Source organism: Micromonospora sp. NPDC004551 (assembly GCF_040609975.1).
In the GTDB taxonomy this organism is placed as follows: Bacteria; Actinomycetota; Actinomycetes; order Mycobacteriales; family Micromonosporaceae; genus Micromonospora.
On record NZ_JBEXLM010000015.1, the window covers coordinates 64,251 to 77,457 of the forward strand.

Annotated in this window: 9 protein-coding genes; all 9 read left to right on the forward strand. The window is 69.6% G+C overall.

All coding sequences use genetic code 11. The features are described from left to right. The first annotated feature begins 25 nt into the window (after positions 1-25). Positions 26-748, forward strand: coding sequence for a transcription termination/antitermination protein NusG (gene nusG / locus ABZW14_RS19040; protein ID WP_046567240.1), 723 nt, complete (start codon positions 26-28; stop codon positions 746-748). 186 nt (positions 749-934) lie between these two features. Then, a complete protein-coding gene (gene rplK, locus ABZW14_RS19045; protein WP_355347887.1) occupies positions 935-1,366 on the forward strand; it encodes a 50S ribosomal protein L11 in 432 nt (143 codons plus the stop codon). 83 nt (positions 1,367-1,449) lie between these two features. Further along, the gene (gene rplA / locus ABZW14_RS19050) at positions 1,450-2,166 is read left to right on the forward strand and encodes a 50S ribosomal protein L1 (protein ID WP_355347890.1); all 717 of its coding nucleotides are present in this window, start codon (positions 1,450-1,452) and stop codon (positions 2,164-2,166) included. 79 nt (positions 2,167-2,245) lie between these two features. Next, positions 2,246-3,223, forward strand: coding sequence for an ATP-binding cassette domain-containing protein (locus tag ABZW14_RS19055; protein WP_355347893.1), 978 nt, complete (start codon positions 2,246-2,248; stop codon positions 3,221-3,223). Then, entirely contained in the window at positions 3,220-3,909 is a 690-nt protein-coding gene (locus ABZW14_RS19060; protein WP_355347896.1) for a hypothetical protein, read from the forward strand. The genes ABZW14_RS19055 and ABZW14_RS19060 overlap by 4 nt, the downstream gene beginning before the upstream one ends. Positions 3,910-4,218: 309 nt before the next feature. Then, positions 4,219-4,764, forward strand: coding sequence for a 50S ribosomal protein L10 (rplJ, locus tag ABZW14_RS19065; protein WP_154228726.1), 546 nt, complete (start codon positions 4,219-4,221; stop codon positions 4,762-4,764). A gap of 54 nt (positions 4,765-4,818) precedes the next feature. Beyond that, the gene (gene rplL, locus ABZW14_RS19070) at positions 4,819-5,202 is read left to right on the forward strand and encodes a 50S ribosomal protein L7/L12 (protein ID WP_355347899.1); all 384 of its coding nucleotides are present in this window, start codon (positions 4,819-4,821) and stop codon (positions 5,200-5,202) included. 574 nt (positions 5,203-5,776) lie between these two features. Then, positions 5,777-9,208, forward strand: a complete 3,432-nt coding sequence (locus ABZW14_RS19075) for a DNA-directed RNA polymerase subunit beta (RefSeq protein WP_355347902.1) — start codon at positions 5,777-5,779, stop codon at positions 9,206-9,208. An 81-nt stretch (positions 9,209-9,289) separates the two neighbouring features. Then, the gene (locus ABZW14_RS19080; protein ID WP_355347905.1) at positions 9,290-13,177 is read left to right on the forward strand and encodes a DNA-directed RNA polymerase subunit beta'; all 3,888 of its coding nucleotides are present in this window, start codon (positions 9,290-9,292) and stop codon (positions 13,175-13,177) included. Positions 13,178-13,207: the final 30 nt, after the last annotated feature.

Here is a 13,207-nt window from a genome sequence, read left to right on the forward strand (position 1 = left end):
GCGATAGTGACGGAAGTGAGCGAGCGTGCCTGAGTACGACGAGACCGCCGAGACCCCGGACGAGCAGTCCACGGTGGCGACGGCGGCCAACGATGAGTCGGTCGAGGCCGCCAGCGAGCCGGAGTTCCCGACCACCGAGCCCGCCCCGGACGAGGACTTCGACCCGGTCGCCGAGCTGCGCCAGAAGCTGCGCTACGCCCCCGGCGACTGGTACGTGGTGCACTCGTACGCCGGCTACGAGAACAAGGTCAAGACCAACCTCGAGACCCGGATCACCTCCCTCGACATGGAGGACTTCATCTACCAGGTCGAGGTGCCGACCCGGGAAGAGGTCGAGGTCAAGAACGGCAAGCGGTCGCAGGTCCAGGCGAAGGTCTTCCCGGGCTACATTCTGGTCCGGATGGAGCTGACCGCCGAGTCCTACTCCTGCGTCCGGAACACCCCGGGGGTCACCGGCTTCGTCGGCGCGACCGATCGGGCCGACCGGCCGGCGCCGCTGAGCCTCGACGAGGTGCTCAAGTGGCTGGCCCCGGCGGTCGAGACCGAGCAGAAGAAGGCCAAGCCCGAGGTCAAGGTCCTCGACTTCGAGGTCGGCGACTCGGTCACCGTCACCGACGGCGCCTTCGCCTCGCTGCCGGCGACGATCAGCGAGATCAACGCCGACCAGCAGAAGCTCAAGGTCCTGGTGTCGATCTTCGGCCGGGAGACCCCGGTCGAGCTCAACTTCAACCAGGTCGCCAAGATCTGACGCACGTCCGCACCGGCGGTGGGCCTCCCGGCCGGCCGCCGGTGCGCCGTTTTCGCCGTCCGCCGGACCTCGGCGGGGAGGGTGGCGCGAGGCTGCGCTACCCTAGAACGTCGGCTGTCCGCACCGCGCTGACCGTGCGCGCCCGCGGGCCGGCGAAAATCCCAGTTCCAAGCCCCAGGAAGAGACATGCCTCCGAAGAAGAAGCTCGTCAAGACGTTCACGCTTCAGCTGCCGGCGGGCCAGGCCACGCCGGCGCCGCCGGTCGGCCCCGCGCTCGGCCAGCACGGCGTGAACATCATGGAGTTCTGCAAGTCCTACAACGCGCAGACCGAGTCCCAGCGGGGCGACATCGTCCCCGCCGAGATCAGCGTCTACGAGGACCGCACCTTCACCTTCGTGCTGAAGACCCCGCCCGCCGCCCGGCTGCTGATCAAGGCCGCCGGCGTGGCGAAGGGCTCGGGCGTCCCGCACACCCAGAAGGTCGGCTCGGTGACCCGCGCCCAGCTCCGGGAGATCGCCGAGAAGAAGATGGCGGACCTCAACGCCAACGACATCGAGCAGGCCGAGAAGATCATCGCCGGCACCGCCCGGTCGATGGGCCTGACCGTCGCCGACTGACCTCGGCACCCCGCTCGACCCGATCAGATCGTGGGAGGGCCGCGGAGTCGCGGGCCCGCCATAGACCACAGGAGTAACGAGAAATGCAGCGCAGCAAGAGCTACCGCAAGGCCGCCGAGGTCATCGACCGGTCGAAGCTCTACACCCCCGCCGAGGCCGTCAAGCTGGCCAAGGAGACCACCAACGTCAAGTTCGACGCCACGGTCGAGGTCGCGATGCGCCTCGGCGTCGACCCCCGCAAGGCGGACCAGATGGTCCGCGGCACGGTCAACCTGCCGCACGGCACCGGTAAGACCGCCCGCGTGATCGTCTTCGCCGCCGGCGCGAAGGCCGAGGAGGCCGCCGCCGCCGGTGCGGACGAGGTGGGCACCGACGAGCTGGTCGCCCGTATCCAGGGCGGTTGGCTGGACTTCGACGCGGCGATCGCCACCCCGGACCAGATGGCCAAGATCGGCCGGATCGCGCGGATCCTGGGCCCGCGCGGCCTGATGCCGAACCCGAAGACCGGCACGGTGACCATGGACGTCGCCAAGGCCGTCTCGGACATCAAGGGCGGCAAGATCACCTTCCGGGTGGACAAGCACTCCAACCTCCACCTGATCATCGGCAAGGCCTCGTTCTCCGAGACCCAGCTGATCGACAACTACGCGGCGGTGCTGGACGAGGTGCTGCGCTCGAAGCCGTCCGCGGCCAAGGGCAAGTACCTGAAGAAGGTCACCCTCACCACCACCATGGGCCCGGGCGTCCCGGTCGACCCGAACGTGGTGAAGAACCTGACCGAGGCTCCGGCCGAGGCCTGAGCACGACTGCCCGGACGGGGCCCCGCCACCACCCGGTGGCGGGGCCCCGTCCGTCTGTCCGGTGTGGCAGGCTCGGCGCATGCGGCTGGAAGGGGTCTGGCTGCGGTACCACCGGCGCGGTCCGTGGGTGCTGCGGGAGACCGACGTGGCGATCGGCGCGGGCGAGGTGGCGGTGGTCCTCGGGCGCAACGGGGTGGGCAAGTCCACCCTGCTCCAGCTCGCCGCCGGCGTGCTTCGGCCGACCCGGGGCCGGATCGTCGACCGGCCGGCGGCCGTCGGCTGGGTGCCGGAGCGCTTCCCCGCCGACCAGCCCTTCACCGTGGGGGCCTACCTCAGCGCGATGGGCCGGGTGGCCGGCCTCTCCGGCGGGGAGGCCGACCGGGCGGTGGGGCGCTGGGTCGACCGGCTCGGCCTGGCGCGCTTCCACGGGGTGCGGCTGCCCCAGCTGTCCAAGGGCACCGCGCAGAAGGTCGGCCTGGCCCAGGCGCTGCTCCGCCCGCCCGGCCTGCTCGTCCTCGACGAGCCCTGGGAGGGGCTCGACGCCGCCGCCCGCGACCTGGTGCCCGACCTGATCGGCGAGGTGCTGGCCGACGGCGGCGCGGTGCTGGTCAGCGACCACCGTGGCGAGACGGTCCGGCTCCCCGGCGCCCGGCACTGGTCGGTCGCCGACGGCACGGTCACCGAGGAGGCGCCGTCCGGGGGCGCGACCACCGTCGTGGTCGAGCTGTCCGTCCCGGCCGCCGGGGTCACGGCCGCCGTCGCCCGGTTGCGCGCCGCCGGCCACCACGTCCTTCGGGTACGCGACCACGCCGCCCCGCCTCCCGCCACGCGACCCGGTTCCGAGCCCTCGCCGGACGCCGCCGCGGACCCGGCACCCGGCCGGCCTGGCCCCGCTCCGGATGGCGTCCCAGTGAGTGGCGCCCCTGGCCGGTCCGGTCCCGCTCCGGACGGCGTCCCGGTGAGCGGCGTGCCCGGCCGGTCCGGCCCCGCTCCGGACGGCGCCCCGATGAACGGCGCACCCGGCCGGTCCGGTCCCGCCTCCGAGGTGGCCCGGTGACCGCCCTGGTCCGGCTGCGGCTGGCCGGCTTCCTGCGTACCGGCCGGGCGCTGGCCCCGGTGCTGGCCGGCCTGCTGGCCCTCGGCGTCCTCTACGGCGGCGGCCGGGCCCAGCCAGCGGAGGCCTACGGCGTCTCGGCGGTGGTGCTCTTCCCGGTGCTGGCCTGGCAGACCAAGATCCTGCTCGACGTCGAGCCCGACGTGCAGCGCCGGCTCGCCCGGGTGGTGGTCGGCGCGGCCCGGGAGCGGGCCGCCGGCCTGGTCGCGGCGGCCGTGGCCGGCCTCGGCGCGGTGGCCGTCGCGCTGGTCTTCCCCTGGCTGGTCGGCGGGGTGACCGGCCCGAGCGGGCCGGGGGACCGGCCGCTGGCCGAAGGGCTGGCACTCGGCCTGTGGGCCCACCTGCTGGCCCTGCCGGCGGCGGTGGCGCTGGGCGGCCTGGCCAGCCGGGCGATCACCCGCAACGCCGGCTACGGCGTGGCCGTGCTCACCCTCGGCGCGGTGACCGTGCTGGTCCTCGGCCTCTCCGGCTCGGTGGCGCCCTGGCTCGTCCCGCCGGTGCTGCCGACCGCCCGGGCGCTGGCCGGCCCGCTGGCGGCCTCCACCGGCGTGCTGCTCACCGCCTGGGGGCTGGCCTGGGCGGCCGTGGCGCTGACCGGCTACGCCTGGGGCCGCCGGAGCCGCGCCTGAGTGACCGGGAGCACTCCGGGGGCGATTTGGAGGTAACGGGACACGTCGCGTAACCTGGTCGCGTAGTTCCACCCAGAGACCGCTGGTCACCGTGCCCTGGCACGGTCGAAGGTCCCGCGATGACGGGCGACCCGCGCAGGGCGGCAAGCGAAAATCGGTGTTGTGTGTGGTCCGCCGACTGCGCCCGTGACACCGGCCCTCGCCCCGTGCGCCCTGCGCCGGGGCTTTTCTCGTTGTCGTGAGGCCTCCGCCGCCGTCGCGAGCTTTCGTCGCCGGCGTACCAGCTCCGAGCAACGAGAGAGGAGGGACATGGCGGACAAGCCGATCCGGGCCGACAAGGCCACGGCCGTCGCCGAGCTGACCGAGAGCTTCCGCACCGCGGGAGCGACCGTGCTGACCGAGTACCGCGGGCTCACGGTTTCGCAGCTCACGCAGCTGCGGCGCTCGCTCGGCAAGGAGACCAGCTACACGGTCGCGAAGAACACGCTGGCCAAGCGTGCCGCGAGCGAAGCGGGCATCTCCGGCCTCGACGAGCTGTTCACCGGTCCTACCGCGCTGACTTTCGTTTCGGGCGACGTCGTCGAGGCGGCGAAGGGGCTTCGCGACTTCGCGAAGGCCAACCCGAAGCTCGTCATCAAGGGCGGTGTCTTCGAGGGCAAGGCCATTTCCGCGGCCGAGGTCACGAAGCTCGCCGACCTGGAGTCCCGCGAGGTGCTGCTGGCGAAGCTGGCCGGCGCCATGAAGGGCAACCTGAGCAAGGCCGCGGCCCTGTTCCAGGCTCCGCTCGCCAAGACCGCGCGTCTGGCGGCCGCTCTGCAGGACAAGCGCGAGAAGGAGGGCGCCGAGGCGGCCTGAGGCCACCCGGCGCACCCACGTTCTTAGTTTTCACTTTCAGAAAGGACGCCAGACATGGCGAAGCTCAGCACCGACGAGCTGCTCGACGCGTTCAAGGAGATGACGCTGATCGAGCTCTCCGAGTTCGTGAAGCAGTTCGAGGAGACCTTCGAGGTCACCGCCGCCGCTCCGGTCGCGATGGCCGCCGCCGCCCCGGGTGCCGCCCCGGCCGAGGCCGAGCCGGAGAAGGACGAGTTCGACGTCATCCTCGACGCCGACGGTGGCAAGAAGATCCAGGTCATCAAGGTCGTGCGCGAGCTGACCGGCCTGGGCCTCAAGGAGGCCAAGGACCTGGTCGAGGCCGCTCCGAAGCCGGTCCTGGAGAAGGTCAACAAGGAGACCGCCGACAAGGCCAAGGCCAAGCTCGAGGGCGAGGGCGCCAAGGTCACCCTCAAGTGACCTTGAGTTCTACCTGACGCGCGTCCGGCTCACGTGAGCCGGGGCACACCGCGTCGCGGCGGGCGGTGAGCCGGGGAACCGGATCGCCGCCCGCCGTGTTGGTATCACCCGGTGGCAGCGGCGTGAGCAGGGTTTACAGGTTCCTCGCACCGGCTTCACAGCGGTGTCTGTCGGTAGCCCGTCGGTGGGAAAGACACCCCGAGGGGTAACCGGCCCTTGACGCGGCACCGGCCCGACAGGCACGCTGACACCAGCAAGACCTTCCGCGCTTGCAACGGCCGCCTCTCGGGTAAGGCATCGGCAGCACCACCGCCGCTGCGCTCGAGCGGACCGGCAGGAACGTCGCGTTCCGAGCAGCCCGGTTGACCCGGTTTTCCGAGGTCCCGAGGCAAGTTCCGCGACGACCTGCGGGGTGGGCTGGACAGCGGTTAGCCTCTCGGCTACACTGCTAGTTTGCGCTGCCTTCCGACTTGACCCCTGCTCGGAAATGTCCGTTTACGGATAATTCTGGTGGGGTCATTGGAGTGCACGCGTACCAGCCGTTCTGCAGCACCGGTCCTCGGAAGGACGCATCTTGGCAGCTTCCCGCCCTGCGAAGACCAGTCGTACGTCGAGCGCTTTCGCGCCCCGCCGAGTTTCTTTCGGTCGGATTACCGAACACCTCGAGGTCCCCAACCTCCTCGCCATCCAGAACGAGTCCTTCGACTGGCTCGTCGGCAACGAGGCTTGGCAGGGCCGGTCGTCGGACGACCCGCACGCACGCTCGGGTCTCGCGGAGATCCTCGACGAGATCAGTCCCATTGAGGACTTCTCCGGCACCATGTCGCTCTCCTTCTCGGCTCCGCGCTTCGACGAGGTCAAGGCCTCGATCGAGGAGTGCAAGGAGAAGGACCTGACCTACTGCGCGCCGCTGTTCGTGACCGCGGAGTTCACCAACAACACCACTGGCGAGATCAAGAGCCAGACGGTGTTCATGGGTGACTTCCCGATGATGACGCCGAAGGGCACCTTCATCATCAACGGCACCGAGCGCGTCGTGGTCAGCCAGCTCGTCCGCTCGCCGGGCGTCTACTTCGACAAGCAGCCGGACAAGACCTCCGACCGCGACCTCTCCAGCGTCAAGGTGATCCCGAGCCGGGGTGCCTGGCTGGAGTTCGACATCGACAAGCGCGACACGGTCGGCGTCCGCATCGACCGCAAGCGCCGGCAGGCCGTCACCGTCCTGCTCAAGGCCATCGGGTGGTCCGCGGAGCAGATCCGCGAGAAGTTCGGCTGGTCCGAGCTCATGATGACCACCCTCGAGAAGGACCACATCGCCGGGCAGGACGAGGCGCTGCTGGACATCTACCGGAAGCTCCGTCCGGGCGAGCCGCCGACCCGTGAGAACGCCCAGACCCTGCTCGACAACCTCTTCTTCAACCCGAAGCGGTACGACGTCGCCAAGGTCGGTCGTTACAAGTTCAACAAGAAGCTCGAGCTGGACGTGCCGATCACCACCGGCACGCTGACCGAGGACGACATCGTCGCCACCGTGGAATACCTCTGCCGGCTGCACGCCGGTGAGGAGGGCTACGAGGCCGACGACATTGACCACTTCGGCAATCGGCGCCTGCGCACCGTGGGCGAGCTGATCCAGAACCAGGTCCGGGTGGGTCTCTCCCGGATGGAGCGGGTCGTCCGCGAGCGGATGACCACCCAGGACGTCGAGGCGATCACGCCGCAGACCCTGATCAACATCCGCCCGGTGGTGGCGGCGATCAAGGAGTTCTTCGGCACGTCGCAGCTGTCCCAGTTCATGGACCAGACCAACCCGCTGGCGGGCCTGACCCACCGGCGCCGGCTGAGCGCGCTCGGCCCGGGTGGTCTGTCCCGGGAGCGGGCCGGCTTCGAGGTCCGCGACGTGCACCCGTCCCATTACGGCCGGATGTGCCCGATCGAGACGCCGGAAGGCCCGAACATCGGCCTGATCGGCGCTCTCTCCACCTTCGCCCGGGTCAACCCGTTCGGCTTCATCGAGACGCCGTACCGGAAGGTCATCGACGGTCGGGTCACCGACCAGATCGACTACCTGACCGCGGACGAGGAGGACCGGTTCGTCAAGGCGCAGGCCAACGCCCCGCTGAAGTCGGACGGTTCGTTCGCCGAGGACCGCGTCCTGGTCCGCCGTAAGGGCGGCGAGACCGAGGACGTGCCGCCGGCGGCCGTCGACTACATGGACGTGTCGCCGCGGCAGATGACCTCGGTCGCGACCGCGATGATCCCGTTCCTCGAGCACGACGACGCCAACCGCGCGCTCATGGGCGCGAACATGCAGCGTCAGGCGGTGCCGCTGGTCAAGGCCGAGGCCCCGCTGGTCGGCACGGGCATGGAGTACCGCGCGGCCGTGGACGCCGGCGACGTCGTCGTCGCCGAGGTCGGCGGTGTGGTCGAGGACCTCTGCGCGGACTACATCACGGTCCACCAGGACGACGGCCACCGCCGGACGTACCTGCTGCACAAGTTCCGCCGCTCCAACGCCGGCTCCTGCGTCAACCAGAAGCCGGTCGTCTTCGAGGGCGACCGCGTCGAGGCCGGCCAGGTCATCGCCGACGGTCCGTGCACCGACGAGGGCGAGATGGCGCTCGGGCGCAACCTGCTCGTGGCGTTCATGACCTGGGAGGGCCACAACTACGAGGACGCGATCATCCTGTCGCAGCGCCTCGTGCAGCAGGACGTGCTCACCTCGATCCACATCGAGGAGCACGAGGTCGACGCCCGGGACACCAAGCTCGGTCCGGAGGAGATCACCCGCGACATCCCGAACGTCAGCGAGGAGATGCTCGCCGACCTCGACGAGCGCGGCATCATCCGGATCGGCGCCGAGGTCGTCCCCGGCGACATCCTGGTCGGCAAGGTCACCCCGAAGGGCGAGACCGAGCTGACCCCCGAGGAGCGGCTGCTCCGCGCGATCTTCGGCGAGAAGGCGCGCGAGGTCCGGGACACCTCGCTGAAGGTGCCGCACGGCGAGACCGGCACGGTCATCGGTGTGCGTACCTTCTCCCGCGAGGACGGCGACGAGCTGCCCCCGGGCGTGAACGAGCTGGTCCGGGTCTACGTGGCCCAGAAGCGCAAGATCCAGGACGGTGACAAGCTCGCGGGCCGCCACGGCAACAAGGGCGTCATCTCCAAGATCCTGCCGATCGAGGACATGCCGTTCCTGGAGGACGGCACCCCGGTCGACATCGTGCTGAACCCGCTCGGTGTGCCGTCCCGGATGAACATCGGCCAGGTCCTGGAGACCCACCTCGGGTGGGTGGCCAAGACCGGCTGGAGCGTGGACGGCGACGACGCCGAGTGGAAGCGCCAGCTCCGCTCGATCGAGGCGCACGAGTCCGAGCCCGACACCAACGTGGCCACTCCGGTCTTCGACGGTGCCCGGGAGGAGGAGATCTCCGGTCTGCTCGCGTCGACCCTGCCCAACCGGGACGGCAAGCAGCTGATCGGCTCCTCCGGCAAGGCGCAGCTGTTCGACGGTCGCTCCGGCGAGCCGCTGCCCGACCCGATCGCGGTCGGCTACGTCTACATCCTGAAGCTCAACCACCTGGTCGACGACAAGATCCACGCCCGGTCGACCGGCCCGTACTCGATGATCACGCAGCAGCCGCTGGGTGGTAAGGCGCAGTTCGGTGGCCAGCGCTTCGGTGAGATGGAGTGCTGGGCCATGCAGGCGTACGGCGCCGCCTACGCCCTGCAGGAGCTGCTGACCATCAAGTCCGACGACGTCCTCGGCCGGGTGAAGGTCTACGAGGCGATCGTCAAGGGCGAGAACATCCCCGAGCCGGGCATCCCGGAGTCGTTCAAGGTGCTGCTCAAGGAGCTGCAGTCGCTGTGCCTCAACGTCGAGGTGCTCTCCAGCGACGGTGTGGCCCTCGAGATGCGCGAGACCGACGACGAGGTGTTCCGGGCCGCGGAGGAGCTGGGCATCGACCTGTCCCGGCGCGAGCCGAGCTCGGTCGAAGAGGTCTGAGGCGAGCGGTCGGGAGCCGGTCCGCCGGCTCCCGACCCCGCCCGTTAGCTAAGCAGTACAGACGACGACATAGGGGACATAGTGCTCGACGTCAACTTCTTCGACGAGCTGCGCATCGGTCTCGCCACCGCCGACGACATCCGTCAGTGGTCCCACGGCGAGGTCAAGAAGCCCGAGACCATCAACTACCGCACCCTGAAGCCGGAAAAGGACGGGCTCTTCTGCGAGAAGATCTTCGGTCCGCAGCGGGACTGGGAGTGCTACTGCGGTAAGTACAAGCGGGTCCGCTTCAAGGGCATCATCTGCGAGCGCTGCGGCGTCGAGGTGACCCGCTCCAAGGTTCGCCGGGAGCGGATGGGTCACATCGAGCTGGCCGCTCCGGTGACCCACATCTGGTACTTCAAGGGCGTGCCGAGCCGGCTGGGCTACCTGCTGGACCTCGCCCCGAAGGACCTCGAGAAGATCATCTACTTCGCCTCGTACGTCGTGACGAGCGTGGACGCCGAAGCGCGTCACCGTGACCTCTCGACCATCGAGAACGAGATCCTGGCCGAGAAGCGGCAGGCCGAGAACAGCCGCGACTCGGAGATCGAGAAGCGGGCCGCCAAGCTCGAGGCCGACCTGGCCGAGCTGGAGGCCGAGGGCGCGAAGGCGGACGTCCGGCGCAAGGTCAAGGAAGGCGGAGAGCGCGAGATGCGCCAGATCCGCGACCGGGCCCAGCGCGAGATCGACCGCCTCGACGAGGTCCTCGACACCTTCCGCAAGCTCGAGCCGAAGCAGCTGGTCACCGACGAGCTGCTCTACCGCGAGCTGCGCGACCGCTTCGGCGAGTACTTCACCGGCAGCATGGGTGCCGAGGCGATCAAGGCGCTGGTCCAGAACATGGACCTGGAGGCCGAGGCCGAGAACCTGCGCGAGACCATCCGCTCCGGCAAGGGCCAGCGGAAGATCCGGGCGCTCAAGCGGCTCAAGGTCGTGGCGGCGTTCCAGAACACCCGCAACTCGCCGCTCGGCATGGTGCTGGACTGCGTCCCGGTCATCCCGCCGGACCTGCGTCCGATGGTGCAGCTGGACGGTGGCCGCTTCGCGACCTCCGACCTGAACGACCTGTACCGCCGCGTGATCAACCGGAACAACCGCCTCAAGCGGCTGATCGACCTCGGCGCGCCCGAGATCATCGTCAACAACGAGAAGCGGATGCTCCAGGAGGCCGTCGACGCGCTGTTCGACAACGGCCGTCGCGGCCGGCCGGTCACCGGTCCGGGCAACCGCCCGCTGAAGTCGCTCTCCGACATGCTCAAGGGCAAGCAGGGCCGGTTCCGCCAGAACCTGCTCGGCAAGCGCGTCGACTACTCCGGCCGTTCGGTCATCGTGGTCGGCCCGAAGCTCAAGCTGCACCAGTGCGGCCTGCCCAAGCAGATGGCGCTGGAGCTGTTCAAGCCGTTCGTGATGAAGCGGCTCGTGGACCTCAACCACGCGCAGAACATCAAGTCCGCCAAGCGGATGGTCGAGCGGCAGCGGCCGGTCGTGTGGGACGTGCTGGAAGAGGTCATCGGCGAGCACCCGGTCCTGCTGAACCGGGCGCCGACCCTGCACCGGCTGGGCATCCAGGCCTTCGAGCCGCAGCTGGTCGAGGGCAAGGCCATCCAGATCCACCCGCTGGTCTGCACCGCGTTCAACGCCGACTTCGACGGTGACCAGATGGCGGTCCACGTGCCGCTGTCCGCCGAGGCCCAGGCCGAGGCGCGGATCCTGATGCTGTCGTCGAACAACATCCTCAAGCCGGCCGACGGCAAGCCGGTCACCATGCCCACGCAGGACATGGTCATCGGTCTCTACCACCTCACCCACCTCACCCCGGGTGGGCAGGGCGAGGGCCGGGCGTTCAGCTCGGACGCCGAGGCGCGGATGGCGTACGACAACCGTGAGCTGCACCTGCAGACCCCGGTCAAGATCCGCCTGCGCGGCATCGTCGGTGTCGACAACGGCGCCGGCGCCGAGCCGTGGGTCGCGCCCGAGGGCTGGGTCGAGGGCGAGCCGGTGACGGTGGAGACCACGCTGGGCCGGGTCCTGTTCAACGAGACGCTGCCGCAGGGCTACCGCTTCGTGAACTACGAGATCCGCAAGGGCCAGCTCTCCGCGATCGTCAACGACCTCGCCGAGCGCTTCCCGAAGGTGGCCCTGGCGGCCACCCTGGACGGGCTCAAGGAGGCGGGCTTCCACTGGGCCACCTGGTCCGGCGTCACCATCGGCATGGAGGACGTCATCGCCCCGCCGCGCAAGCGGGAGATCCTGGACCGGTACGAGAAGGAAGCCGACCGGATCGACAAGCAGTACCAGCGTGGTCTGATGACTGCCGAGGAGCGTCGCGGCGAACTCATCGAGATCTGGACCAAGGCGACCAACGAGGTCGCCAAGGAGATGGACACCGCGCTGCCGCAGGAGAACCCGCTGTGGAAGATGATCAACTCGGGTGCCCGCGGTAACCTGCTCCAGCTCCGGCAGATCGCGGCGATCCGTGGTCTGGTGGCCAACCCGAAGGGTGAGATCATCCCGCGGCCGATCAAGGCCTCGTACCGGGAGGGTCTGTCCGTGCTGGAGTACTTCATCTCCACGCACGGCGCCCGGAAGGGTCTCGCGGACACCGCCCTGCGTACCGCCGACTCGGGTTACCTGACCCGGCGTCTGGTGGACGTCTCGCAGGACGTCATCATCCGCGAGGAGGACTGCGGCACCGACCGCGCCATCCCGATGCAGATCGGCGAGCGGCTCGACGGCAAGCTGGTCGTGCACGAGCACGCCGAGACCAGCGTGCACGCCCGGACCCTGGCCGACGACATCAAGGGGCCGGACGGCACCGTGGTGGCCCACCGGGGTCAGGACATCAACTCGATCCTGGTCGACGCGATCGTCGCGGCCGGGGTGGAGACGGTGCGGGTGCGCAGCGTGCTCACCTGCGAGTCGAAGCTGGGCGTCTGCGGTGCGTGCTACGGCCGCTCGCTGCCGACCGGCAAGACCGTGGACGTCGGCGAGGCGGTCGGCATCATCGCCGCCCAGTCGATCGGTGAGCCGGGTACGCAGCTGACGATGCGTACCTTCCACACCGGTGGTGTCGCGGGTGAGGACATCACTCAGGGTCTGCCCCGTGTCCAGGAGATCTTCGAGGCCCGGGTCCCGAAGGGTAAGGCGCCCATCGCCGACACCCCGGGCCGGATCCGGATCGAGGACGGCGAGCGGTCCCGCAAGATCGTCGTCATCCCGGACGACGGCAGCGACGAGATCGTCTACGACAAGATCTCGAAGCGGGTCCGGCTCCGGGCGCACGACGGCGACCACGTCGAGGTCGGCGAGAAGCTCACCGAGGGCACCATCGACCCGCACGAGCTGCTGCGCATCCTCGGCCCGCGCGCGGTCCAGGTCCACCTGACCCAGGAGGTCCAGGAGGTCTACCGCTCGCAGGGTGTGCTCATCCACGACAAGCACATCGAGATCATCATCCGCCAGATGCTCAAGCGGGTGACGGTCATCGACTCCGGCTCGACCGAGTTCCTGCCGGGCGTGCTGGTCGACCGTGCGCTGTTCGAGTCGGAGAACCGCCGGCTCGTCGGCGAGGGTGGCGAGCCCGCCGCCGGTCGTCCGGTGCTGATGGGTATCACCAAGGCCTCGCTGGCCACGGACTCCTGGCTGTCGGCGGCCTCCTTCCAGGAGACCACCCGGGTGCTGACGGACGCGGCGATCCACGCCCGCAGCGACTCGCTGATCGGTCTCAAGGAGAACGTGATCATCGGTAAGCTCATCCCGGCCGGTACGGGCATCAGCAAGTACCGCAACGTCCGGGTCGAGCCGACCGAGGAGGCGAAGGCCAAGGTCTACTCGATGACCGGCTACCCGGAGACCGACTACGGCTTCGGGCCGGCCAGCGGCCAGGCGGTGCCGCTGGACGACTTCGACTTCGGGTCGTACCGCTAAGCAGTAGGAACGACGAGGCCCCCGGCACCC